General features: G+C 47.8%; 18 protein-coding genes and 1 pseudogene. 10 read left to right on the top strand and 9 right to left on the bottom strand.

What is annotated here, in order from left to right:
* Positions 1-39: 39 nt before the first annotated feature.
* The 5 genes and pseudogenes from KUA46_RS09470 (at position 40) to KUA46_RS09450 (ending at position 6305) form a co-directional block, all read left to right on the top strand.
* Complete coding sequence (locus KUA46_RS09470) at positions 40-1053, top strand: aspartate-semialdehyde dehydrogenase (RefSeq protein ID WP_006848280.1); 1014 nt, start codon at positions 40-42, stop codon at positions 1051-1053.
* 106 nt (positions 1054-1159) lie between these two features.
* Positions 1160-2185: pseudogene (locus KUA46_RS09465) on the top strand (AAA family ATPase); the annotation flags it as partial.
* 217 nt (positions 2186-2402) lie between these two features.
* Positions 2403-2897 carry a C-GCAxxG-C-C family protein gene (locus tag KUA46_RS09460; RefSeq protein WP_153084284.1) on the top strand — a complete coding sequence of 165 codons (495 nt, stop codon included), beginning with the start codon at positions 2403-2405 and terminating at the stop codon, positions 2895-2897.
* 12 nt (positions 2898-2909) lie between these two features.
* Complete coding sequence (locus KUA46_RS09455) at positions 2910-4559, top strand: vWA domain-containing protein (protein WP_218487514.1); 1650 nt, start codon at positions 2910-2912, stop codon at positions 4557-4559.
* A gap of 267 nt (positions 4560-4826) precedes the next feature.
* Positions 4827-6305, top strand: coding sequence for an L-fucose/L-arabinose isomerase family protein (locus tag KUA46_RS09450; protein ID WP_218487515.1), 1479 nt, complete (start codon positions 4827-4829; stop codon positions 6303-6305).
* Between the two features lie 198 nt (positions 6306-6503).
* On the opposite strand, the gene KUA46_RS09445 is transcribed toward KUA46_RS09450, so the two are convergent.
* The 6 genes from KUA46_RS09445 to KUA46_RS09420 all read right to left on the bottom strand — a co-directional run bounded on the left by KUA46_RS09445 (position 6504) and on the right by KUA46_RS09420 (position 14168).
* The gene (locus KUA46_RS09445) at positions 6504-7508 is read right to left on the bottom strand and encodes a TerC family protein (protein ID WP_006848275.1); all 1005 of its coding nucleotides are present in this window, start codon (positions 7506-7508) and stop codon (positions 6504-6506) included.
* Positions 7509-7825: 317 nt separating this feature from the next.
* Positions 7826-8290, bottom strand: a complete 465-nt coding sequence (locus tag KUA46_RS09440) for a copper resistance protein NlpE (protein ID WP_006848274.1) — start codon at positions 8288-8290, stop codon at positions 7826-7828.
* A 150-nt stretch (positions 8291-8440) separates the two neighbouring features.
* Positions 8441-8734 (bottom strand): hypothetical protein, encoded by a 294-nt coding sequence (locus KUA46_RS09435; RefSeq protein ID WP_118063993.1) that lies wholly within the window; start codon positions 8732-8734, stop codon positions 8441-8443.
* Between the two features lie 60 nt (positions 8735-8794).
* Entirely contained in the window at positions 8795-10450 is a 1656-nt protein-coding gene (locus tag KUA46_RS09430; protein WP_218487516.1) for a carboxylesterase/lipase family protein, read from the bottom strand.
* Between the two features lie 154 nt (positions 10451-10604).
* Positions 10605-11363: a glycerophosphodiester phosphodiesterase family protein gene (locus KUA46_RS09425; RefSeq protein WP_228114855.1), complete on the bottom strand. Its 759-nt coding sequence runs from the start codon at positions 11361-11363 to the stop codon at positions 10605-10607.
* 78 nt (positions 11364-11441) lie between these two features.
* Positions 11442-14168: a TonB-dependent receptor gene (locus KUA46_RS09420; RefSeq protein WP_218487517.1), complete on the bottom strand. Its 2727-nt coding sequence runs from the start codon at positions 14166-14168 to the stop codon at positions 11442-11444.
* A gap of 208 nt (positions 14169-14376) precedes the next feature.
* Here KUA46_RS09420 and pafA point away from each other — a divergent pair, with 208 nt between their 5' ends.
* The 4 genes from pafA to KUA46_RS09400 all read left to right on the top strand — a co-directional run bounded on the left by pafA (position 14377) and on the right by KUA46_RS09400 (position 19451).
* Positions 14377-16002, top strand: coding sequence for an alkaline phosphatase PafA (gene pafA / locus KUA46_RS09415; RefSeq protein WP_218487518.1), 1626 nt, complete (start codon positions 14377-14379; stop codon positions 16000-16002).
* Positions 16003-16215: 213 nt separating this feature from the next.
* A complete protein-coding gene (locus tag KUA46_RS09410; protein WP_218487519.1) occupies positions 16216-17394 on the top strand; it encodes a glycosyltransferase family protein in 1179 nt (392 codons plus the stop codon).
* Positions 17321-18319 carry an alkaline phosphatase family protein gene (locus KUA46_RS09405; RefSeq protein WP_218487520.1) on the top strand — a complete coding sequence of 333 codons (999 nt, stop codon included), beginning with the start codon at positions 17321-17323 and terminating at the stop codon, positions 18317-18319. Before KUA46_RS09410 ends, KUA46_RS09405 begins: the two co-directional genes overlap by 74 nt.
* Positions 18320-18425: 106 nt before the next feature.
* Positions 18426-19451 carry a lysylphosphatidylglycerol synthase transmembrane domain-containing protein gene (locus KUA46_RS09400; protein WP_218487521.1) on the top strand — a complete coding sequence of 342 codons (1026 nt, stop codon included), beginning with the start codon at positions 18426-18428 and terminating at the stop codon, positions 19449-19451.
* On the opposite strand, the gene KUA46_RS09395 is transcribed toward KUA46_RS09400, so the two are convergent.
* Positions 19441-20481, bottom strand: coding sequence for a carbohydrate porin (locus KUA46_RS09395; RefSeq protein ID WP_218487522.1), 1041 nt, complete (start codon positions 20479-20481; stop codon positions 19441-19443). The genes KUA46_RS09400 and KUA46_RS09395 overlap by 11 nt on opposite strands.
* A 309-nt stretch (positions 20482-20790) precedes the next feature.
* Between KUA46_RS09395 and KUA46_RS09390 the strand changes: the two genes are divergently transcribed.
* Positions 20791-21264: a PaaI family thioesterase gene (locus tag KUA46_RS09390; protein ID WP_022121659.1), complete on the top strand. Its 474-nt coding sequence runs from the start codon at positions 20791-20793 to the stop codon at positions 21262-21264.
* Between the two features lie 964 nt (positions 21265-22228).
* On the opposite strand, the gene KUA46_RS09385 is transcribed toward KUA46_RS09390, so the two are convergent.
* Both KUA46_RS09385 and KUA46_RS09380 read right to left on the bottom strand, forming a co-directional pair.
* Complete coding sequence (locus tag KUA46_RS09385) at positions 22229-24214, bottom strand: heavy metal translocating P-type ATPase (RefSeq protein WP_218487523.1); 1986 nt, start codon at positions 24212-24214, stop codon at positions 22229-22231.
* Between the two features lie 237 nt (positions 24215-24451).
* Positions 24452-24889, bottom strand: a complete 438-nt coding sequence (locus tag KUA46_RS09380; RefSeq protein WP_022121596.1) for an Hsp20/alpha crystallin family protein — start codon at positions 24887-24889, stop codon at positions 24452-24454.
* Positions 24890-25165: the final 276 nt, after the last annotated feature.

Genomic DNA, 25165 nt, shown 5'->3' with positions numbered 1-25165 from the left:
TTACACTTATAACAACTTTATAAATTAAAAGATTCGATTATGAAAGTAGCAATTGTTGGTGCAAGTGGCGCAGTAGGACAGGAATTCCTGCGTATCCTTGCTGAGAGAAATTTCCCTATGGATGATTTGGTGTTGTTTGGTTCTGAGCGTTCTGCCGGACGAAAATACAACTTCAAGGGAAAGGACTATGAGGTCAAACTTTTGCAGCATAACGATGACTTTAAAGATGTCGATATTGCTTTCACATCTGCTGGTGGCGGCACTTCAGAAGAGTTTGCCGAGACTATCACCAAGTATGGTGCCGTGATGATTGATAACTCTAGCGCATTCCGTATGTGCGACGACGTGCCTCTGGTTGTGCCTGAGGTAAATGCTGAGGATGCCCTGAACCGCCCTCGCAACATCATCGCCAACCCTAACTGTACCACCATCATGATGGTAGTAGTGTTGAAGCCTATCGATAACTTGAGCCATATCAAGAAGATTCATATCTCTTCTTACCAGAGTGCTTCAGGTGCTGGTGCTGCTGCCATGGCTGAACTTGAGCAGCAGTATAAGGATATCATCGAGACCGGTAAGACTGAGCATATCAATAAGTTCCCTCATCAGTTGGCATACAATGTCATTCCACAGATTGACAAGATGACTCCTAACGATTACACCAAGGAGGAGATGAAGATGTATAACGAGACCCGCAAGATTATGCACTCTGATGTTCGCACCAGTGCTACCTGCGTTCGCGTTTCTTCACTCCGTTCTCACTCAGAGAGTGTTTGGTTCGAGACAGAGAAGCCATTGGCAGTAGAGGACATCCGCAAGGCTTTGGAGGCTGCTCCAGGCGTAACTGTAAAGGATGATGCCCAGAACTACGTTTATCCAATGCCATTGGAGAGTGCTGGTAAGGACGATGTATATGTAGGTCGTATCCGCAAGGATCTGGCTGATGACAATGGTAACACATTGTGGTTGACTGGCGACCAGATTCGTAAGGGTGCTGCCCTGAACGCTGTTCAGATTGCTGAGTACTTGATTAAGGTGGGCAACGTAAAGTAAGCCATACCTTATTTATATAAAAGAATATGAGGAAGTTAAGGGATAATGAATTTTATCTCTTAACTTCTTTTCGTCTTTATACGATTCTGAATAGAAAAGTAAGAATATGCTTGAAAGATTCAAACAATTACTCGGTGAGATGAACCGGGGAATTTATGAGAAGGAGACGGAGATATCACTCTCGCTCCTGGCAGCTCTGGCAGGTGAGAGTATCATCCTGCTGGGACCTCCGGGTGTGGCAAAGAGTATGGTGGCCAGACAGTTGAAGACGGCATTCAGGGAGGCTCAGAGCTTTGAGTATCTGATGTCGCGATTCTCTACACCCGATGAAATCTTCGGTCCGGTGAGCATTCAGAAACTGAAGACTTCGGATACTTACGAGCGTGCGGTGGAGGGTTATCTGCCTACTGCCGATGTGGTTTTCCTGGATGAAATCTGGAAGGCGGGACCTGCTATCCAGAACACGCTCCTCACGGTGATTAATGAGAAAATCTTCAGAAATGGCAATCGCGAAATGCATCTTCCTTTGAAACTTCTTGTGGCTGCCAGTAATGAACTTCCTGCAAAGGGAGAAGGACTGGAGGCGCTCTGGGACCGATTTGTCATCAGAATAGAGAGTAGACCGATTAAGCTGGAGAAGAATTTCCGGGCGATGCTGCTGGAGGCTCCCACGGATTTCTCTAGTCCCACAGATTTCACAGATTCCACAGATTTTTCTGATTTGAAGATTACTGCAGAGGAGTATGCTGAATGGGCGGAGAAAATCTGTAAGATTGGCGTGAAGGAGGAGGTTCTTGATGCAATTTCCGCCATCCGTAAATCTCTGAGAGCCGTGAATGTGGATGAGGCTGCCGAGCGCAGAAATATCTATGTGAGCGACCGCCGATGGAAGAATATCGTCCGTTTGCTTCGCACTTCTGCCTTTATGCAGGATAGAGAAGAGGTGGATATTTGTGATCTGCTTCCTATCTACCATTGTCTGTGGCAGGAACCTGAGGAGCGTGACGCTATCCGAAGCATCGTAATCCGTGCACTCTTTTCTCCTTTCGCAGAAAAACTCGTGGAGATGAAGAATGCGCTTGCCGAAGATATTAAGTATCATCGTGTTCGCAGAAATCCTGATGATGGCAGAGATTACGAGGGTGAAATCGAAACCCTTTCGGATGGCTTGACTTCGCTGGAAAGACGGTTGGGCGAGAATCTCTTCGTGTCTTCGGATGATAAGACAGAAATTTCGGCCTATCTCCGTGATTTCTATAAGGAGTTGGCGTTTACCCGACAGGATACGATGAAACTTTATGAGGTTTAATCGCCTCCTATTACATTATTATATATAGAAGAATCTAAACATGATGAATGAACAGAAAATATTGACTCCAGAGTTGGAGGCGCGTGTTCACCAGGCGGTGGATAACTTTATGCAGGGCTATGGCTGCTGCCAGTCGGTAGTGGCTGCCTTTGCCGATTTATATGGTCTTGATGATGAGATGGCGAAGCGCATTGGTGCCGGCTTCGGTGGTGGAGTAGGCAGAATGAGAATGATGTGTGGTGCTGTTTCGGGCATCGTGGTGCTCGTTGGCTTGGATTGCGGACAGACCGAGGGGGATGACCGTGAGGGCAAGTCGGCATGCTATAAGGTGGTGCAGGATTTGCTCGCCAAATCGAAGAAGCAGAACGGCAGTATCATCTGTGCCGAAATCCTCGGCTTGAAGGGCCACGAGAAAGCGCAGTCCAGCTATGTGGCTTCGGCAAGAACGGCAGAATATTACAAGTCTCGCCCTTGCGCAGCCAAAGTAGAGAGTGCTGCAAGAATCTTCGCAGAATATCTAATGGAGAAAAAATAAGGATTTACTCCTATGAAATATCAGAATAACAAGGACTTGGCGGAGGCACAGTATTACTTGAAGATGCTGGATGACTTCTGCAAGTCGGGACAGGTGAAGATTCCTGATCCGACAGGCACCGCCATGCCTTGGAATTTGAAGGAAGACCCGCTGAAGGATTATCTCATTCATCTCTTTACCCTGAAAGTAACCATAGAAGAAACTGGCGAAGAGGTACAGAAATTCGTGCGACAGGTGGTGAACAGCAAAATCAAGAGCAAGGTTTTCTATGATAGCGTGGGAAAATTCATCGTGGAATGCGTCCATCACATGCGGTTCCAGCGCCAGCGTGCCTGGACCGAGAGTCATCGGGCTGATGATGTGCTCGATTGGGCTCCCTTCAAGCGGATGGATGAACAGGTGTGGCTCCCCTTTCTCGACCAGCTGGAACAGGAACATGCTGAAGATGGGTTCGATAAGCCTTTCTTCCTCAAGCTGATGACTGGAGACGGGGCTTCGAAACCCGAAAACTGGGAAAGGCTGGTAAGAGACTGGAAGGTCTGCATCGACCATCAGGTATTGGACAAGCTGAAGGACTTCATCTCCCTCCGTCAGAACAACTTCGAAACAGGACTGGTGCGCATGATGGACCAGATAACCCGCAACATGAAGACGAAGGGCGTTTCGGAGCAGCGAGCCGTACAAGCTTGGGAACTGATGACGAACGGATGGACTGAAACGGAGTTTGAATGCCGTCTGAACCAGGTGAAGATTCAGGACAAATATCCCGAAATCAAGGAAATTGTGGCGAAGATGGGACGAGTAGCCGATGCCAACGGCAAAGACCGGCTCACCATCGCATCGGGCGTAGAGATGAAGATGGAGCATTCAGCGGGTAGCGATATCGAGGGCATTACCATGGGCGATGATCTCAACTCCCTTCTCCCCCTCGAACTGGCACAGTACAGCGATGAAGATATGGAGGGCCTCTTTATCTATAAGTATCGCACGCGAAGACTCCAGACCTTCCGTTATAAGAGCGAGATGTCGAAACCATCCCGCAAACTCGGCTTTACCCATGCCTCCCGCAAGGGTCCGATGATCGTCTGTCTGGACACCTCAGCCAGTATGTATGGCACGCCCGAAAGGATATCCTCTACACTCATCTCTCTGCTGGAAGAAACGGCAGAAGATCTGGAGCGAGACTGCTTCCTGATAGATTTCTCCGTCAGTACCCGTGCCATCGACCTGATGGCGAAGCGCAAGGCTGAGCGCCTGAAGAGAATAGGAATCACTATGATGGAATCAGCCAAAGCAGATGCAGTCCCGTCAGTTGGAGACGGGCAGGCGCATACCGGGCGAGGCATCCGTCGCCAGCCAACGACAACCCACCTTCCATTTATCGGCGGCGGAACTTCGGCAAAGAAGATGATGACCCAGATGTTCGAACTTCTCGACAACGACGGTCTTCATTACGTGAATGCCGATGTGCTTTGGATTACCGACTTCCTGATTCCAGATCCGCCACAGCAGCTGTTGTCGAGATTCCGGGAATACAAGGAGACGGGTACCCGATTCTACGGCATCCGCATCGTGCGTGATGATGACAAGGAGCCGAACGCCTGGAAGGAGTACTTCAATCAGATTTATACCATCCGGTACCGCCCGCTGCGAAGATATTAAAGAAGATGTTAAGGCAGAAAAGGGGGATTAGATGATAATAGAGACATGTATGAAATGTATCAAGAACTTTATCATATGTTACATTTGGCGCAGAATTTCGGTTTTGCGCCATTTTTTTGAATTAAAAATTCCTTAAAACGCTTGGTGATACAAAATATATTTGTACCTTTGTGCTCGGAACAATGAATAATTGTCAGCCAAACAAATTAGAAAAGAATCAATAAATATAAGCAATTTATACAAAAACTTAAGTAATAAACTAAAATTATGGTAAGCAACAACATTCCACAAGTAAAGCTCGGTATTATTGCCGTTAGCCGTGACTGTTTTCCAATCGCGCTTTCTACTCAGCGCCGTGAGAACATCGTAAAAGAGTACAAGGGTGAAATTTTCAACTGCCAGACTACAGTTGAGAACGAGAAAGATATGCTCAAGGCTTTGGGCGAAGTGAAAGAGCAGGGCTGCAACGCTTTGGTTGTATTCCTCGGTAACTTCGGTCCTGAGACTCCTGAGACTTTGATTGCAAAGAACTTCGATGGTCCTTGTATGTTTGTTGCAGCTGCAGAGGGTGACGGCGACATGATCAATGGTCGTGGCGACGCTTACTGCGGTATGCTCAACTGCTCTTACAACCTCGGCATGCGCCACCTGAAGGGTTACATCCCTGAGTATCCTGTAGGTACAGCAGAGGACGTAGCTAAGATGATTCAGGACTTCGTACCAGTAGCTCGCGTTATCATCGGTTTGAAGGGCTTGAAGATTATCACCTTCGGTCCACGTCCACAGGACTTCTTCGCTTGCAACGCTCCTATCAAGGGCTTGTACGAACTCGGTGTTGAGATTGAGGAAAACTCAGAGCTCGACCTTCTCGTAGCTTACAAGGAGCACGAGAACGACCCACGTATCGACGAGGTTTGCGCTGATATGGCCAAGGAGATGGGTGAAGGCTGCTACTATCCTGACCTCAGCCGCAGAATGGCACAGTTTGAGTTGACATTGCTCGACTGGGCAGAGGTTCACAAGGGTTCTCGCCAGTATGTAGCATTCGCTGACAAGTGCTGGCCTGCATTCCCAAGCCAGTTCGGTTTCGAGCCTTGCTATGTAAACAGCCGTCTCGTTAGCCGCGGCATTCCTGTAGCTTGCGAGGTTGATGTCTATGGTGCGCTCTCAGAGTACATCGGTATGTGTGCTTCTGACGATACCGTTACATTGCTCGATATCAACAACTCAGTTCCTCAGTATATCTATGATGAGGACATCAAGGGCAAGTACGATTATAAGTTGACTGATACCTTCATGGGCTTCCACTGCGGTAACACTCCACAGTGCAAGATGTGCTCTAGCCGTAAGATTAAGTATCAGCTCATCCAGAACCGTTTGTTGGAGAATGGTGGTAAACCAGACTTCACCCGTGGTACCTTGGAGGGTGATATCGCAGCTTCTGACATCACATTCTACCGTCTGCAGTGCGATTCAGAGGGCAACCTCCGCAGCTACATCGCAGAGGGTGAGGTTCTCGATGTTCCTACCCGTTCATTCGGTGGTATCGGTATCTTCGCCATCAACGAGATGGGCCGCTTCTATCGTCACGTATTGATTCAGAAGGGTTATCCACACCACGGAGCCGTAGCATTCTCTCACGTAGGTAAGACCTTGTTCGAGGTATTCAAGTATCTCGGCATCAAGGATATCGCTTACAACCAGCCAGCTAGCCTGCCTTACCCAACAGAGAATCCTTGGAAGTAAATTGAGTGAAGAGAGAAGAGTGAAGAAACAAAGTTCGGCGGCCGAAGGGTAAGCCAATTCATTTGCTCTTCTTTCTGTACTGAGTTCATAAAAGATAAGGGCGATTGCTTATCCCTTGCGTGGGGAATAGCAATCGCCCTTTTTATGTTTTCTTGGAAGGAGATTACCTGATGATAATCTCCTTTACGAATGGTTTGCTTATTTCGTATTTTCCAACGCTTCCTGTTTCTGCGGAATCACCACCGAAGCCCCGATGCTGACGAGCAGTACGAGGATGATGAATACCAGCGAACTGACAGCATCAATCTCGAAGAAATCGTGGATGAGCATCTTCACACCGATGAACACCAGCAGCACACTCACACCCACCTTCAGATAGCGGAACTTGTCTGCTATCGCTGCCAGCAGGAAGAAGAGGGCACGCAAGCCCAGGATGGCGAAGATATTCGAGAAGAACACCACGAACGGGTCGAGCGATACTGAGAATACGGCTGGGATGCTGTCGAAGGCGAAAATCAGGTCGCAGAACTCGATGAATACCACCGTCATCACCAGCGGACCCAGATGCAGGCGCTTCTGCATGAACTTCACTACCGGATGCTCCAGGGCATTGATTTCCTCCTTCTTGTTCCTGTTGAGGAACATCTTGGCACCGCTGTAAACCAGGAATCCTCCGAATACGAGTAATATCCAGGCGAAACGGCTGATGAGCGCAGCACCCGCAAAGATGAAGACGAAGCGCAGTACGATGGCTCCCAGGATACCCCAGTTCAGTACGTGCTGGTAATCTTTCTTGTCCACTCCGAACGAGGTGAAGATCATCATCATCACGAAGAGATTATCTACCGAGAGCGTCTTCTCTATCAGATAACCCGAGATGTAAGAGATGGTCATGTAGTGGCGATATTGCTGCAGACTCCCCTCATAGTCGTTCGGGTCCAGTTTGAGATGCGAAGCATAGCGCGAGGCTATCAGCTTCAGGTCGTCGAAGTTCTCGATGCCGTGCACCATGTCGCCATGAAAATAGATGAATACGGCGAAGGCGAGCGCGAGAATAATCCATACAGCCGTCCATGAACCGGCTTCCTTGATAGACACCACATGTGCCTTTCGGTCGATGACCAGCATGTCTAATACGAGTATGGCGGCGATGAAAATCACGAATCCCACCAAAAACATCGATTCAGTAAAAACATGTTCCATTTTTCTTTATCCTTAATCTATTTAGTATATTCCATTGAATCTTAAAATCATTTCATCTGTTAGAAACGTGGGCGCAAAATTAGGAAAAATATCTGGAATAGCGAAGGTTCCGGTGCAAAACTTAATTGATTTTAACTTGAAAGGGGCTTTTAAAGGTAAAAAAGTAAAAAGGTAAAAAGAGCCTAGCGGAATGTTAAGCTAGGGTGCTCTTTTTACCTTTTTTTAGGGGGACCAGCGATGGAATCGCTGGGAACGGGGGCGTAACGAGGGGTGTGAAGGGGGTAAGGCTCTTTTTACCCTTTTACCTTTTTACCCTTTTACCTTTTCTTAGTCAGCACATAGTGCTTAGCCATGGCGCCTTCAGGCTCATTGCCCAGTGAATCGGTCATGATGAGGCTGTTGGCATCCTTTACCTTGTAGTAAGATGTCTCGCCGCTCGATGGACGAGTGATTTCTACCACGTTGTTAGCCAATACCTTGAAGATACCGCTTGCTTCGTCGTGACCATCCTTGCGCTCCAGATAGTCGGCTGAGTACTGGTAGGTGCTGTCGGCGTTGAGCGTCAAAACGGTCTTGATGCCCGGACAGTCGGCAGCAGGGAGAGTTCCCTCGTAGGTGCCGGCGATGGAATCGAGAATGACATCGTTGGAATTGAGCGAATCATTTTCAGCATAACTGAGGCTATCCTGGTCAGCCCCCTGGCTATTTGTCTTCTTGCCATTGCAGGAGACAACTGACAATGCAGCGATGACGGCTGCTGTCAAAACTAATTTCTTTTTCATACTATACTGCTTTTTAATTGTTACTTATTTACGGAATCTCTTCTCTTAGAGAGCATTTTCCCCGAGAAGGATTTCTCTTCGCAAAAATAGTGTTTTATTCTGTTATCCGCAAGTTTTACACAGAAATTTATAGAATATTATACTATTTTCTCAGTTTATGATGATGGGCACAATCTCTTCTTCGCTGGGCCAATGAGGCAGATAGAAGAGCGGGCGAGGGGTGCCGCCCAAGCCCGTCCAGTCTATCTGTTTCACAAAGTCGAAATCGGGAGGACCGAAGTCGAAACTTCTGCCGTAGAGCACGATGGCGCCTCTGCCTTCATCTATCTTCCACAAACCGCCCCCGTAGGTGCATTGCTCGCCGGGTGACAGCATGTCACGGTGCAGGTAGACACGCCCGAACTTCAGTACTCCGTCTCTGTTGATAATGAATTTCTGAAACATCTCTATTTCTGGTTTATTCAATGAAATCTGTATTCCGATTGATTCAATGTAATGAGAGAATTATTTCTTCTTCCAAAACAGTTTGTCTATGAAATCATAGCGCTTCTCCATTTGGGCATCAGTTTTTACGACGGTATTCACGTCTATCTGAAGCACAGGGGCTACTGCCTTGCCGTTGGTGGATGGCCACTCAGGCAGACCCAGACCATTCGGATTGCCGGTCTTTACGAAATTGACGTAATACTGGCTGAAGATGTCGCTGATCATATAATCCTCCGGCTGCCATTTGAACACGCGGTTGGTTGGCAATGTACCCATTGCATACTCGATGTCGGCAGAATGAACGGCTCCCTTGTCTTGTGGCGCAGGAGCCGCATCTTCCTTGGCATCTACCACGCCGCCAGCCAATGCAGCCACCTTACCCTTGATGGCCATAGCAGGACGAGGATGGCAATAGCGGTAGCGATAAACAGGCTGTCCGCCGGTCAGCTTGTGCATGTTGCCCCACTTCCATGTTGAATAATCCAGGAAGATATCCGAAGCCAGATTCACGCCCGGCTGTTCCAATACATCCTTATCGCTGTTGATGCCGTAGAGGCGGAAGAGTTCATCGGTGTTCTCTTCTCCGAAAGTAGCCTTGGCGCCAGCTTTCAGATTCTCAACGGTTGGCTGCTTGCCCATCAATACCGCCAATGGAGTCATCTCCTGGTTGTTGCCGCCGATAAGCAGAGGCACCTTGGTCTGCTCGCCCTTGGCAAATACCTCTACAGGCTGTTCTTTCATAAAATATCCGTCGATATTATAGACAGGAACCGCTCTTACTTCCGCCAGCTTCATCAGTTCCTCGGCAGGAAGGGCACGAAGTTCGTTGAGGTTCTTCATTCCAACCTTCTTTCCCACTTTCTTGCCGTTTTTCTTACCTATCTTCTCTGCTATTTTCTGGGCAAGCTGCACGCCTTCCTTTTCGGCCTCCTTCAGTGTAGCCACCTTCTTGAATCCCATCACCGAACCGCTGGAACCCATTGCCTGTGCAAAGAGTCCCTGGCAGAGAGGGGAAGCCATCAGGGCGCTGACCGACATGGAACCTGCCGATTCGCCTACGATGGTGATGCGGTTAGGGTCGCCGCCGAAAGCCTCGATATTGTCCTTTACCCACTGGATGGCAGCCACCTGGTCCATGAATCCATAGTTGCCTGAACCCTTGTAGGATGTTTCCTTAGAGAGTTGTGGATGGGCGAAGAATCCGAAGATACCCTCGCGATAGTTGGCTGTGATGGAGATGATGCCCTTGCGTGCCATCGCATCGCCCGCATATCGAGGTTCGCTTCCGCTACCCGCCATCAGTCCTCCGCCGTTGAAATAAATGAGTACCGGCAGATGCTCCTTCATGGTCTTTGCCGGTGTCCATATATTAAGGTAGAGGCAATCCTCGCTGTTGGTCTTCGTACCGAAGTTCATATCGCCGAAGAGAGGTTCCTGCATCGGGTTCGGTCCGAACTCCTTGGCCTCGCGAACGCCCTGCCATTTCTGTACAGGCTGCGGAGCCTTCCAGCGGAGATTTCCTACCGGAGGGGCAGCGAACGGAATACCCTTGAATACTGTGATGCCTGAGAGGTCTTTTCCTTCGAGGATACCTTCGGCAGTCGTTACCTGAGTCTGCGCCATCATTCCCATACCAGGGAGCAGAAAGGCAATGGATAAGAGTAGTTTTTTCATATCTTAAATCTGTTTGTTTGCAATGATACTGCAAAAATAAACAAAATATCATTACCTTGTCTTGTTCATGCTTATTTTTTAAGTCTTTTTGCAAAAAAAAAATAAGGGCAGGCCCCTCATGATGAGAAACTTACCCTTTTTTCTGATTGTTGTATTATAAATTCTTGGCTTTTTCCGGTTCATTGGTTGTCACGTAATCGATGCCTTGCTTAAAGAAATATTTGATGGCTTTTAGATTGTTGACTGTCCAGACATTGGTAATCAGGCCGAGTTTCCGGGCTTCCTTGATCCATAACGGATGTTCGTAGAAAACGCTATCTTCATAATCGATGCCTGCATAGCCTGCATCCTTGGCATCGAGAGGGGTTAGGTCGCCATTGAGATAGGAAACCTTGGCTCCTGGAGCGTGGCGAACGAGATAATCGCAGGCGTGCTTGCTGAAGGAAATATACTCTGTTCTTGCTTCCAGTCCGGCTTCTCTTACCATCTTCAGGGTGGCATCTATGCAGCGGTCTTCATCGCTCTTCTGGATGTGCTCTTTTACTTCGAGGATGAGCTTCATATCGCCCAATGACTTGGCAGCATTGAGATAGTCCTTCAAGGTAGGAATCTTCTCGCCATTCTTGAGTCGCTTGTCCTTGATATCGGCATAGTTGGCATTCTCTATCTTGATGCCGTCAACATCATCATCGTGGAAAACTACCACCTCGCCGTCGCGTGTGATATGAACATCAAACTCTGAGCCGTAAACCCCTATCTTATAAGAGTTCTGAAGAGAAGAGATGGAGTTCTGGGCAGAACCTTCTGTCTTCCAATAGCCTCTGTGGGCAATCACCTGCTGGGCTCTATCCTTGGCTGAGGATGGGAGAATCACTCCCATCAGCAGCATCATATAAATCAAAATTCTTTTCATTGTTTTTATCTTTAATATATTTCTTCAATATGTATTTCGTTATACTTATGAAACGTATTCCAGTCTGCACTTATTGTCTTAGAATCCCATTTTAAACATCACGCCGACAACGGAGCGGGAACCGCCGATGTAGGTTGGGAAACCAATCTGTCGGCCGGAATTACCTGCATCTACGATATATTTCTCATCGAGTACGTTCTTGCCAAAGGCTCCAATCTCGTAGTAAACCTTGCCTGGCTGGAAACGGTAACCGGCTGTGAAGTTGAGCAGTCCGTAGGCATCCTGGGTAAACTCTGGCTCGTTACTCTCTTCGAAGAACACCTTCGATTTCCATGAATAGGTAGGGCGGAGATAGAAGGAAGCCTTCTCGCCGGTTGGCACGTTCAGGTCGAAGCCGATGGCAAAACTGTTCTTTGGAGTAAGGCGAAAGCGGTTGCCGGCATAAAGCTGTGCGTTTCCGTTGTCATCCTTGTCGTTGAACTTGCCCTCTATGTACGACCAGTTGCCGAAGAGATTCAGGTAGCGGCATGGAGAGTAGCTGATGCTTGCCTCCAGACCGAAACTGTGGGCACGACCTGCATCATCGTATTCAAACTTGCTGGTGGTAGCGTTGAAAACCGATGTCTGATAGTTATACCAGTCATAATAGTAAGCGCAGAAATCGTAATTCAATCTGCCTTGCAGGAGACTTCCCTTTACACCTGCCTCGTAGCTGTAGATGATTTCAGGGTCGAGTGTCTCGAAATCCTTAGGATTGTTGTTGAAATACAGCACTCCCGGACGACGGCCACGAGCCACGCTGGCGTAGATGTTGTTGCGACCAATCATGTAGTTGAGGGCTGCACGACCTACCCACGACCAGTAGCTCTCCTTGGCAGTTACCTTGGCGCTACCCTCGGTAGGGCGATAAAGTATGGCACCAAACATGCTTGGTACGGTCGCTGAAGAGTAGCCTGTTTCCTGATTCTCATAAGTTCCGCGGATACCCAGGGTGAAGTTCAGATTCTTTGTGAGTTTGAAGGTTCCGTCAGCGAAAACCTCTACAGCCTGGTTGGTTCCGTAATTCTTGCCCTGTTCGGTATAGGCAGTATCGAGCACTTTGGCCGAAATGCCCTGCAAGGTAGCCTGAATCTGTTTGCCGTTATCGCCCAAGCCAGCAAGAACCTGGTCTAAATCCATTCCTACAGCACCCAGAGCAGTCTTCAAATCACCATAAATATCAGGAGTGGTGGTCAGCGCCTTCAGTTTGCCATCAGCATCTTTTTCAGGATTCTCAGGGAACCACTTGCTCATGAGCTGGGCGAGTGCAACATCTACCATCGGCAGGTAAGCGCCAGGAAGATACTGGCTGAGCAATCCCTTTACATTATCTATCTGACTGCTGAGCGAAGCCTTCACACTCTTCTGGATAAACACCGGATAGAGGTACTGGAGATTCGCCTTGGCGTTGACATCCTGTGATGAATTCTCGTAGAAATAGCTGGCTCCCACGAAGCCAGAGAAGAACTTTTTGTCATCATAATTGAATCTGAATTCCTGGCTAAACTGAGTTCCCTTCTCTTTTTCCTCGCAGAGCAGGAGTGGGAGATTAGTACCATCTGCATCGAAATGCTCATTGCTGTTGAAGGCTCTGAATCCGGTGATGGAATTAAACGACCAGCGGTTGCTGATGTTGTGGTCGATATTGAGCAGGGCGCCACCCACGTTTCGCTTGATGCCCAACTGCTTGCCGGCTTCCAGGTTTGCAGGACTGTTTGGGTTGCTATTGCCAAAGGCTGGGTTGATGCTATGGAAGGAAGTGCCTGGATAATCATCGTGCTGATAATCGAGTACCACGCCCACGGAAGTATCATCGTTAGCCCACCATTGGGTAGAGTTTCTGAAAGCCAGGGCATTCTTGCCGTTCAGTCTGCCGCCTGCCTCGTTCTTGATGAAACCATCGCGTGCATCGTAGTCGAAGGCAAAGCGGTTGGCAAGTTTGTCCTTGATGATTGGGGTGTTGATGAAACCTGTTACCTGGCGTTGGTTGTAGCTGCCGTAGTTCAGGGAAAGTTCGCCCTTCTGTTCATTTACCGGTTTGTGGCGGATGATGTTGATTCCGCCAATCTCAGCACCTCTTCCGAAGAGAGTTCCTTGAGGACCTTTTACTACTTCCAATCGTTCCAAGTCGAATAGTTCAACGGCAGAAGAGCGGCTTCTAGATGTAGAAACGCCATCCATAAACACGGAAACTCTTGGCTGGGAATAAGCCTCGCCGCCATCTGAAGTTACACCACGAATCACGTAGCCAGGGTTGTTAGGACTCTGCAGCTGAATCTGAACGCCTGGGGTAAACTGAGCCACGTCGTCCATCTGGTGGAGATTGAGTTTCTCCATCACGCTACCTGTTACGGCACTTACAGCCACAGGAATCTCCAAACTACTCTGCTTCTTCTTCTGGGTAGTGACGATAACTTCGCCCAGGGCTTGTGTATTTTCCTTCATCACTACCTTCAGGTTGTTGTCGTCAGCATCCTTGGTGATGGTGTTGTATCCTATATAAGTAAAGGTGAGTTTGTCGCCATCGTTCACGTTGACGTGGAACTCGCCGTTCAAATCAGTCTGTACATTCGTGTTTCCGCAGCGAACCACCACGCCAGGCAAAGCCTCGCCCTGTTCGTTGGTCACCTTGCCGCTTACGGCATTCACGCCCAATGCTTTAGAATTAGTTTTGTTTCCTTCTGGAGTATTGTCGGCTTTCGCCTCCAGACATGCTACGCCCTGCACGAGCAGGGAAGCCATTAATACAATCTTAAATCTGTTCATAATCTATTGTTTCTTGCATATTTATTTTTTTCGACTGCAAAAGTAGAATGATTTTGTTACATCGTGGTTTCTATCTGGTGAAGAAAAGATGAAGTTGAAATCAGTATTTTTTTCTTCACTCTTCTTTCATTTCTTTGTAACACGATGGCAACATCCTTTAAATACCTTTGCGGCGGTAAAAAGTATTACAGTATTTTTGAAGAAAGAAATGAATAAGGTATTTAGTTTTATTGCGTTGGCATTTCTGGGATGCGGCTCTGCTGCTGCCCAACAGGTGAATGTTTCTAACGTTCAGCGCCCCAAACTGGTAGTGGGCATCGTGGTTGACCAAATGCGATGGGATTATCTCTATCGCTATCAGAAGCGCTATGGTGAAGGTGGATTCAAGCGACTGCTCAACGAGGGTTTCTCTTGCGAAAACACCCGTATTCCGTATGTTCCATCGGTTACCGCCATCGGTCATACTTGTCTCTATACAGGCAGTGTGCCTTCTATCCACGGAATCGCCGGAAATAATTTTGTGAAAAATGGCAAGAAGGTGTATTGCACGGATGATGAAACCGTGAAGCCGGTGGGCTCCAACAGCAAGGCGGGCTTGATGTCGCCTAGAAACCTCTGGGTTACGACTCTCGGAGATGAGATGAAGATTGCATCCAACGGCAGAGCCAAGGTAGTGGGAGTGGCATTGAAAGACCGTGCTTCCATTCTTCCTGCAGGTCATAATCCGAACGGTGCCTACTGGTTTGATGATGAGAGCGGAAAGTTTATCACCAGTTCTTATTATATGAACCAGTTGCCCAAGTGGGTGGACGCGTTCAATAACCAGCATCTGCCAGAGCGTTATCTCTCGGAAAAATGGAATACACTCTATCCTGAGAATACTTACGTTGAAAGTACGGAAGATGAGAACGAGTATGAGGATGGCATCCGCAAGGGCATGAAGGCTACGCTGCCGCTCAATCTTCCAGCCCTTTATAAGAAATATGGTTACAGCATTATCCGCAAGACTCCTTTCGGCAATTCGCTGACGATAGACTTGGCGAAGGCTGCGGTAGACGGCGAGCAGTTGGGTGCAGATGATGAAACCGACTTGCTGGCAGTAAGCTGCTCCAGCACGGACTATATCGGTCATCAGGTGGGAACTCATGCGGTAGAGACCGAGGATACTTATCTGCGCCTGGACAAGGCGATAGCCGATTTCCTTTCTTTTCTCGATGAGAAGGTGGGCAAAGGAAATTATCTGGTTTTCCTGAGTGCCGACCATGGAGCGATGAACAACGTCCGTTTCCTGCAAGACCGCCGCATTCCAGCGGGTAATTGGGATGGTGATGCTGTAGCTGAGAAACTGAATCAGACCCTGGCTCAGGAGTATCCTAACGTGGGCAATCTGGTGAAGACCGTGATGAACTATCAGGTGTTTTTCAACCGTAACATCATCAAGAAAAACAAGTTGGATTTCGCCAAGATTAAGCAGAGCGTGGTGGACGTGTTGAAGGAAGACAGTTGCGTGCAGTATGCCTGCGATATGGAGAAGACGATGACCGAGAGCATTCCTGAGGATGTGAAGATGCGCATCGTGAATGGTTACAACCGTGAGCGAAGCGGTGATGTTGCCATCGTATTGAAGCCGAACTACTATGCCCACGGCATGAAGGGAACCAATCATGGTGAGTGGAATCCATACGACACCCACATTCCTTTGGTTTTCATGGGTTGGGGAATCCAGCACGGTGCAACCACCAGGCAGACATTCATGACCGATATTGTGCCAACCATCGCCGCCCTGCTTCATGTGCAGGCGCCAAATGGTTGCGTAGGTCAGCCGATATTCTAGTATTTTATTTAGAGCCTTATTCCTGAACCCGATTCAGGAATAAGGCTCTAATCGTATTCTGAGTTTTTAACTCTATCTTCATTTTTCTCTAACATCTTTGAAATATGAATCTTATACCTTTGCACTCGGAAAGGGGCGATGAACAGCTTCGTGTAACATGCATCTGCCACTTTACCAGCTATATATTAGATGTTTAAAGATGTATAAAGAAAAATGAAGGTAATTTTTGTAATTCAAGGAGAGGGTAGAGGTCATCTCACCCAGGCGTTGGCGCTTAAGCAGATGCTTCTGCACGAGGGCCATGAAGTAGTGAAGGTTTTAGTGGGCAAGAGCAAGAACAGGGTGATTCCTGAGTTCTTCCAGAATAAGATAGGTACTCCTATCGAGGTTTTTGACAGTCCGAATTTCTTGCCGTCTAAGGACAACCGCAAGTTCAATCTCCTGCGCTCCCTGGCTTACAATACGCTCTTGGTTCCCAACTATCTTTCAAGTATCCATTTGATACGGAAGAATATCCAAAAGAGCGGAGCCGACATCATCATCAATTTCTACGAGGTGTTGTGCGGCATTACCTGTTCTCTCTTCTGTTTCGGTATTCCTGAGGTTTGCATCGGTCACCAGTACCTCTTCCTCCATCCTTCTTTCCAGATGCCTGGAAAGTATTCCGTACCAGAATCTTTATTAAAATTCTTTACCCGTATCACCTGTATGGGAGCCACAGCCAAGTTGGCGCTCTCCATCCGTGACTACGGGGATGAGCCTGTGCACGGCATTAAGGTGGTTCCGCCGTTGCTCCGTCAGGAAGCCAAGACCATCATCCGCCATCATGGCGACTACATTATGGGCTACATGCTGAATGCCGGTTTTGCCGAGGATGTGAAGGCTTGGCACGAGAAGCATCCCCATACCCGTCTTCATTTTTTCTGGGATCAGCCTGATGCGCCCGAAGAACTGAAGGTGGATGATACGCTCACCTTCCATCGCATCAACGACGAAAAATTCCTCAAGATGATGGCTGGCTGCAAGGCTTTCACCACCACCGCCGGCTTTGAGAGCGTCTGCGAGGCACTCTACATGGGCAAGCCTTGCATGCTGATTCCGGCTCATGTGGAGCAGGAATGTAATGCGATGGATGCAGAAAGAGAAATGGCTGGCGTGGTGAGCGAGGATTTCGACATCGATAAACTGAAGGCTTTTGCCCGTGATTACGAGGAGGATGTGGAGTTCAGAATGTGGGAGAACCATGCTGAAAGCCGAATCGTTGCCGCCATAGAAAACGCTTACGATACTTATTATTATAGAAAGGAGAACCAGGCTTATGAAGAAGAAAATGATTCCATTGTTGCTGCTTCTTCCCTTGTTGTTCCTGCTCGCCGTGTATGGCAAGGATAGCAAGAAGGAGGAGTCGCGTGTGGTAGTGATAGCCATTGATGGTTTGAGATGGCAGGAGGTGTTTGAGGGCGCCAGGCGCGACAGTCTGATGCCGTTTCTCTGGGAGATGGGCAGGAAGAAGGGCTGCATGATAGGCAACCGTAACCGGAAATCGAAGATGGAGGTGGCAAACGGCATCTGGAAATCCTATGCCGGTTACAGCGAGATGCTCTGTGGTGTAACCGATGATGAGCACATCTTCGACAACCGCAAGCAGTATAACCCCAATCGTTCGGTTCTGGAATTGGCTGAGGCTTGTTCTGAGTACAAGGACAGGGTGAATGCCGTGGCGAGTTGGGATGTGGTTCCTTATATCCTGAATTATCGCAGAAGCGAATTGCCGGTGGATTTCCGCTCTCCTCACAGGGTGAGCAAACAGGTAAGAAATGACAGCGTGACTCTGAACCGTGCCTTGAAAACCCTCATGGAGAAGCATCCCAAGCTTCTCTTCGTAGAGTTTTGCGAGACCGATTATTACGGGCACCATGGCAAATGGCAGGAGTATCTGAATGCTGCCCATCAGAACGACCAGTTTATCCGCCAGTTGTGGAAATGCTGCCAGCAAGACCCCTTTTATAAGGGCAACACCACCTTTCTCATTACCTGCGATCATGGTAGGGGAGAAAGCCTGGGCGTTCACGCCAACCGTGGCGAAGTAGATTCCAAAGCTTCCTGGACAGAACATGGTAAAGAAATCAAAGGCAGCAACCAAACCTGGCTGGTGGCTTTCGGAAAAGATATTCAGCATCTGGGAGAAATGGAAGGGGGCAGAACCATCTACACCAAGCAGGTGGCTCCTACCATTGCCAGCATCCTGAAGGTTCCGTTTACGAATGATGATAATCAACAGCCGGAGGCTTCGCCGATTTATAAGATTCTCAAATAAAGTTTTGGACAGATATCAGCATTTAATTGACGGACAACAAAATAGATTAGCCATTTAATCGTTATATTACTATATATAATAAGGTATAGTCTAATTTGGGGATAATATGAAAAAATGGCATTTATGGTTGGCGGCTTCCATCGGACTGGTGGTCATCGTTGGAATGATGATTCGGGAGTTTGATGTGGAAGTTCTGAGCAGGATAGATTTGTCTCCCAGGTTCTTTCTGGGGGTAGTAATGGGCGTGTTGCTCTTTGCGGTCCAGAATCTGATGCTCACCCTCCGTTTCCGTCATCTCTGCCAGCGTAAGTTATCCGTAGCCGAGGCGTTCCGCATCAATGTGCTCTGCGAGTTTACTTCTGCCGTCACTCCTTCGGCGGTGGGGGGAAGTGGTTTGGCTTTTGTCTATCTCAATCGCGAGGGAGTTTCTATGGGCAGAAGTATCTTCACCATGTTTGCAGCCCTGCTGGCTGATGAGGCTTTTCTTGCCATCAGTTGCGTGTTGCTCTATTTCTGTGTTCCATCGCATCTCTTGTTCAGCTTGGCTGATGGAGTGGGGATTTCTGCGGATGCTACGAACGAATGGATTAAGGGCGGAGTGCAGGTTATCTTCATCGTCAGCACCCTTATCGTTGCTGTCTGGACGGCCATCCTCTACCTCTTGTTGTTGCATCGTCCTCAGATTCTGGGCTGGGTATTGAAGGGATGTTGCAAGATTCCTTTCCTTCGCAGATTCCTGCCCAAGGTAGAGAAGTTTTCCGAGGAGATGACGATGGCTTCGGAGGAGGCAAAGCTGGAGGGCGGAAGATTCTGGCTGCAGCTGATGGGTTATACTTCCCTGGCGTGGCTGTCGAGATTCGCCATCGTGGTAGCTATTCTCATTGCCTTCCATTGTCAGGGCAACATGCTGGTGGCTTGGTGCCGCCAATGGGTGATGTGGATGATTTCCATTCTGAGTCCTACGCCTGGCGGAAGTGGCGTGGCAGAGTTGATGTTCCGCCTTTATTATGCCGATTTCCTGCCCGATGCCTCAGTAGCCATCCTTGCCGCCATGCTCTGGCGCGCCATCTTCTATTACCCCTTCCTGGTGATGGGCACCCTGGTCTTGCCGAAATGGATTGCTAGAAACTGACATAGAGTCGGGCACTGAGTGCCGTGAAATCTCCATTGTCGTTTTTGATGTATTGGAACGATGGCTGAAGGGAGATGGATTCCGTCAGCTGTCTTTTCCATGTTACTTCCAGCGAATATTCCGAACCCTGCTGGAAGCGGGCGTACTGACCTGACAGGCCGCACTCGTTCTTATCGTCCTGATAGGCGCCGCCCAGTTCAGCGTATCGGTAGCAGGCATTCTGATGACTGGTGTTCTCGGAATATTGCACCATGCACGAAATGTTCTTGTCGTCAGCCTTCCATACACTCTGCTCTCCGTAAATCCACCAGCCACAGGTTGTTTTGCCCTTGGATTCATCGGCAGAAACCATTTCGCCATCCTCGTTGATTGGATATTGACGGGTATGGACGGCAGCACCCGCAAAATATTTTCCACCTTTATGTTCATACTCCAACTGCGACATGTTGAAGATTCCATCCTTCTTCGGGCGAACCAGGAAAGGATTGTCGTGCGCTTTCCAGCCATTATATCCCGCACCATTATACAGACTGTTTCTGAAAGTCCATCCTCCCTTGGTTACATCAAAGTAAAGGGTCAAGCCTGAATACGGATAGTTGGCTATCGGATAGCTGGAAGCAACGGTAGGAAAGATTCCCTCAGAACTGTTCTGGAAAAGTGCCGTAACATCAGAGGTGAAGAAATCCTCGTTCACATTCCTCACACCTACAAACAGATGACCTGAATTCCACTCGTGCATGTAGCCCAGCACGGCAAGCATGGCGAAGTTATTGTCTGCATCTATGTTCGAAAATCCCTGCCAGTCATCAATAATGCCATCGTTGGTCTTTGCCACATGCAGCGTAGCCGCCTCGAACGAATCCTTTCCTTTTCCTATCGGAACACTCAGTTCCAATCTCAGCTGATTAATCAAATTGGTGTTCCTGTTCATGTCCCATTGCCATTCCGAAATATATTGTCCGTTAAAGCTCTGTGCATGAGCAAGGCAGATATTGATGCTGCTTAAAATAATAAAAATAATTCTCTTCATTTCTTTATGTTTTGTATAATTTCTTGTTCATTTGCCCGCCGCTTGCGAGCATCTTTCTAATTCACGCTGCAAAGATACTTGATATTTTAAAATCCTGCAATACTTAATAATTAGTATTTTTATTTAATCTAAATAAATAAGGCTCTTTGCTATCCTCATTTCTAGGTATTGTGGTTCTCTTATATGGATGGAAGGTTCTGTTCAGTCCTTATTTTTAGGTATTAAACGGCTACCAACAATAATATTTTTTAAAAACTTTGTCTTATCAGATATTATTCGTACCTTTGCATTGTTTAAAAAAGTTAGAAAATGAAGAAGATATTAAATCCATATTTGAACAAGGAGGGTTACAACTGCGTTTGCTGTGCCCCAAACAATCCTGTGGGATTGCATCTTGAGTTTTGGGAAGAGGGTGAGGATGTGCTTACCATCTGGAATCCCGGCGAGAATTACCAGGGCTGGATCAACACCCTGCATGGCGGAATCATCAGTATGCTGATGGATGAAGTGGCAGGCTGGGTTATCAACCGCAAACTGCAGACAACGGGTGTGACGATGCAACTTAACGTAAAGTACAAGAAGCCTGTGATGACAACCGATTCGCAGATTACGGTGCGTGGTCACATCGCCAGTCAGCGCCGCAATATCGTCACCATCCACCTGACTCTGGAGAACTCTAAAGGCGAGGTTTGTGATGAGGGCGAAGCCATCTACTTTACCTTTGGTCCTGATAAAGCCAAGGAGATGGGGTTCGACAGCTGCAAGGTAGAGGGGGAGGAATAACTCTCCCCACTTGTTTGTAATGCTGGAGTCTTTCTTGAAGTTTTGAAAGTTCTTAAAGTTGATCATGCTCAGTCTGCGTTTAAGAGTTCCTTGAATCACAATTCCCCAGAAAGCCGTTTCCTGCCCATTTTTGTGGTCTTCATTGATGACCGGCGCCTGCCATCTATTAAGACCAGCCTCGGTCGTCATAGATGACCGACTTTTGGCACAAGAAGGCTGTTCTTTCGATTGCCGGTGCAAAGATACAAAAATTCTAAGCAGAAAGCAAGCTTTTTCCGGTAGAATGTTGAAAAATAGTGCGTAAGTAGCTGATGTGTAGAGGTATAAGTGTTTTCGGTTTGTGCATCTGATTGCAAAAGCTGCCTTTGGAATCGTTTTTTGATGTTGGGAAAGCGGTCATTTTCGGTCACGGTCATTTTCGGTCATTTTCAAAAATGATTCGGTCATTTGGGCCTATAGTATATATAAATATATTTATATAATACTATAGGGGAGATTTGCGCCCCCGAAAACGAAAATGACCGAAAATGACCGTGACCGATAATGACCGGATTAGGCTTCTGATAGTTATTCGAGAAGAAGAGATGGATGATTGTAATATAATGGTAATCAGCAAATTAGCTTATATTATAGTTTCGGCTTGTACCATGTTTTGTATTGTAGGAACAGCACATATTCATCTTCTCTCTACCCCAGTTTTCTTGCTTTTTTACTAGAATCTTGACAAAAATATATCAAGAAATTCCTCGTTTTTCCCCTTTCATCCTACCTTTTACCCCTCTTATTTTAGCTTTCTGAAGGGGTGGAACGTGCCATCGGAACCACTTTTTCTTGCTCCTAAGAGCATTTTTCTCCTTCTTTCTCTGTAAAAGAAAGGTGTATTTTGGTATGCTTGAAAGGGAGGAAAATATAATAATGGCAGATTCCAAATTAACGCATCAGGAATCTGCCATTTTCTATCATTTTACGCTAATCTCAACCTCAGCGAATTAAGCACTACGCTTACGCTGGAGAAGGCCATCAGGGCACTTGCCCACATCGGGGTTATCTGGAAATCAATGCCGAAGATATGAAGGGCTCCGGCTGCCAACGGGATGCAGATGATGTTGTAGATGAACGCCCAGAACAGATTCTGCCAAATCATGTGAACCGTCTTCTGGCTCAGTTTTACGGCTTCCGGAAGTGCCAGAAGGTCGTCGCTCATCAGCGTAATCTGCGCCACATCCATCGCCACATCCGTTCCCTTTCCTATCGCCATGCTCACGTTGGCAAGGGCCAGGGCCTGGGTGTCGTTGATTCCGTCGCCCACCATCGCTACCTGCTTGCCTTCGTCCTGAAGTTTCTTTACCAATGCCTGCTTGTCGCCAGGCAGCACCTTGCTCTGGTAATGCTTGATGCCGGCTTTATCAGCCCAATAATGAGCCGCTTCCTCCTTGTCGCCACTCATCATATACACCTCTATTCCCCTTTCCTGCAACTGCTTCATCGCTTCCTGGGCATGAGGCTTGAGGGTCTCTCTCGTCTCCAGATCCAAATCCTCCTGCTTGGTGAAATCGATGTTCTGGTTAGGAATGGTGAGGGTGCCGGTCTTGTCGATGACGAGGGCGTTAATCTTGTGGAGATTCTCCAGCGCCGACGCATCCTTGATGAGAATCTGCTTCTGCGCCGCCTTGCCGATGCCCACCATCAGGGCGGTAGGAGTAGCTAAGCCCATGGCGCATGGACAAGCGATGACCAATACGGCTACGGCTGAAAGGATGGCCTGCGGAAGAGCAGCGTTTCCGCCTATCAGCCACCATACTAAAAAGGTGATGAGGGCGATGGCTGCCACGGCTGGAACGAAAATCAGAGCCGCCTTATCCACGATGCGCTGCACGGGCGCCTTACTGCCCTGCGCCTCCTGAACCATGCGGATGATGTGCGCCAGGGCGGTGTTCTCGCCAATCTGCTTGGCTCTCATGCGGAGCTTTCCCTGACTCGGAATGGTGCCAGCCAGCACGTTGTCGCCTGCCTTTTTCATCGCCGGAGTCGGTTCGCCGCTTATCATCGCTTCATCTACATAGGCAGCATCGGGAGTCATGAAACTCTCTGCCTGGGTAACCACGCCATCCACCGGAATCTTCTCGCCGGCTCTTACCTCTATCATGTCGCCTATCTGAATAGTGGAAATCGGAACTTCCTCCATCTTGTAGTCGTTGGTGCCTTCTATCTTCTCGTAAGTCACCAGTCGGGCGGTTTTCGGCTGCATTCCCATCAACTGGCGAATGCTGCTCGCCGTACTGTCCTTTGCCTTTTCTTCCAAGCATCTTCCGGTCAGCACGAAGGTGATGATCATCACGGAAGCATCGAAATAAGTGTGCCATTCTATGCCTCTCGCTCCCCATACCATTTCTCCGAAGAAGGTGTTGAAGGTGCTGAAGAGGAAGGCGATGAGGGTGCTGAGTGCTACGAGCGAATCCATGTTTGCCGTATGATGTAAAAGCTGTTTCCAAGCGGAAACATAAAACTGTTTGCCGCAGTAGAGCAGGTTGGCGAGTGCCAGGAGCAGACAGATCTGGTTGGCGAAGGAACTCGAGTGATGAGCCGAGGCAACGCCATCTGAAATCATATTCTGTTCCATACCCAGGGAAATCCAGCCCATGGAGAAACACATGGTCAGAATGGCGAAGAGCCAGGAAGCAAGGGTTCGGCGGCGCAGGAGGGTGAACTCACGGCGGTTGATTTCCTCCACGCTTCTGTCGTTTTCGATGACGAGGTCGTAGCCGGCGTTGCTGATTTCCCGTTTCATATCTTCCAGAGAGATGATATCGGGGTTATAGTCTACCAGGGCAGTTCGGCTCGCCAGGGAAACCGAGGCGGAGTTGATGCCTTCTAGCGACTGCAGCTTCTTTTCAACATTGGCAGAGCATACGCTGCAAGCCATGCCTATTACTGGAATTGTTTTCTTCATCTGTTTCTTATATAAATGTTCTGAATTCTATAAGCAGAAGCTTTCATATCTGCTTTTCTGCCTGCAAAATTACATATTAATTATGGAAGAAAAAAAAATATGGTGAAAAACTTTTGGCTACTCCATGAAAATCATTATAATAAGGTAGATGAAAAATGCGATGTTTCAGGTAAGAGCACAAAAAAAGGCAGGTTCCAAATTGCTTTGGAATCTGCCTCCATCATTTATGGGAGATGATTATTTGACTTCGATGTTCTTTGTAGTCTTAGCCTCCTCCTTAGGAGTAAGCTTTGGAATCTCGACCTCGAGTATACCATCAGCTACCTTTGCTGAAATCTTCTCACGATCAGCATCCTCAGGCAGCGTATAACACTGCTGGTAGTTGCTGTAAGAGAATTCGCGGCGCAGATAGTGCTCGTGCTTGTCTTCATCCTTGTGTTCCATCTTGTTCTCGATGGCGATGTTCAGATTACCATCGTTATCGATGTTTACACGAACCCACTCTTTCTTCAAACCAGGAGCTGCAACCTCCATGATGTAATTCTTATCTGTCTCCTTGATGTTAATGGCAGGAGCAGTAGCATTCATACGTGACATTACTTCGGTATTGAATAAAGTATCATCAAAGAAGTTACTCAACCAATCTGAATCATTATTTCTACGTGCTAACAACATAATTAAAACCTCCAAATTTTATTTTACTCGTCCTCTCGGTTCCTTACGGCTCCGTCGGGATTTCTGCTTGTTAATATTCTTGTTATTTTTTTGCATTCGCCTCGAAACTCCGTCATTCTTCTGAACTCCTTTATCTTTTGGCTTCAGCTTTCACTCTCTGTTTTTGCAACTTATGTGCCAGCGGACTGAAAGTGGTAATGTTGGCACGAAAGGATAAATATTTTAAACTTTTCTGCCAGATGATGCGGTTATCTCAACAAAAAAGTGTAACTTTGT

Origin of the sequence: Segatella copri (assembly GCF_019249765.2) — a bacterium.
GTDB classification, from domain to species: Bacteria; Bacteroidota; Bacteroidia; order Bacteroidales; family Bacteroidaceae; genus Prevotella; species Prevotella copri_K.
This window is presented reverse-complemented; position numbering and strand designations above follow the sequence as displayed.

Excerpts from the sequence above, each read along its gene's own strand:
- KUA46_RS09430 (WP_218487516.1), bottom strand. The coding sequence starts at position 10,450 with ATGAAAAAACTACTCTTATCCATTGCCTTTCTGCTCCCTGGTATGGGA.
- KUA46_RS09460 (WP_153084284.1), top strand. The coding sequence starts at position 2,403 with ATGATGAATGAACAGAAAATATTGACTCCAGAGTTGGAGGCGCGTGTT.
- pafA (WP_218487518.1), top strand. The coding sequence starts at position 14,377 with ATGAATAAGGTATTTAGTTTTATTGCGTTGGCATTTCTGGGATGCGGC.
- KUA46_RS09435 (WP_118063993.1), bottom strand. The coding sequence starts at position 8,734 with ATGTTTCAGAAATTCATTATCAACAGAGACGGAGTACTGAAGTTCGGG.
- KUA46_RS09395 (WP_218487522.1), bottom strand. The coding sequence starts at position 20,481 with ATGAAGAGAATTATTTTTATTATTTTAAGCAGCATCAATATCTGCCTT.
- KUA46_RS09470 (WP_006848280.1), top strand. The coding sequence starts at position 40 with ATGAAAGTAGCAATTGTTGGTGCAAGTGGCGCAGTAGGACAGGAATTC.
- KUA46_RS09420 (WP_218487517.1), bottom strand. The coding sequence starts at position 14,168 with ATGAACAGATTTAAGATTGTATTAATGGCTTCCCTGCTCGTGCAGGGC.
- KUA46_RS09380 (WP_022121596.1), bottom strand. The coding sequence starts at position 24,889 with ATGTTGTTAGCACGTAGAAATAATGATTCAGATTGGTTGAGTAACTTC.
- KUA46_RS09455 (WP_218487514.1), top strand. The coding sequence starts at position 2,910 with ATGAAATATCAGAATAACAAGGACTTGGCGGAGGCACAGTATTACTTG.
- KUA46_RS09440 (WP_006848274.1), bottom strand. The coding sequence starts at position 8,290 with ATGAAAAAGAAATTAGTTTTGACAGCAGCCGTCATCGCTGCATTGTCA.
- KUA46_RS09450 (WP_218487515.1), top strand. The coding sequence starts at position 4,827 with ATGGTAAGCAACAACATTCCACAAGTAAAGCTCGGTATTATTGCCGTT.
- KUA46_RS09410 (WP_218487519.1), top strand. The coding sequence starts at position 16,216 with ATGAAGGTAATTTTTGTAATTCAAGGAGAGGGTAGAGGTCATCTCACC.
- KUA46_RS09400 (WP_218487521.1), top strand. The coding sequence starts at position 18,426 with ATGAAAAAATGGCATTTATGGTTGGCGGCTTCCATCGGACTGGTGGTC.
- KUA46_RS09390 (WP_022121659.1), top strand. The coding sequence starts at position 20,791 with ATGAAGAAGATATTAAATCCATATTTGAACAAGGAGGGTTACAACTGC.
- KUA46_RS09445 (WP_006848275.1), bottom strand. The coding sequence starts at position 7,508 with ATGGAACATGTTTTTACTGAATCGATGTTTTTGGTGGGATTCGTGATT.
- KUA46_RS09385 (WP_218487523.1), bottom strand. The coding sequence starts at position 24,214 with ATGAAGAAAACAATTCCAGTAATAGGCATGGCTTGCAGCGTATGCTCT.
- KUA46_RS09425 (WP_228114855.1), bottom strand. The coding sequence starts at position 11,363 with ATGAAAAGAATTTTGATTTATATGATGCTGCTGATGGGAGTGATTCTC.
- KUA46_RS09405 (WP_218487520.1), top strand. The coding sequence starts at position 17,321 with ATGAAGAAGAAAATGATTCCATTGTTGCTGCTTCTTCCCTTGTTGTTC.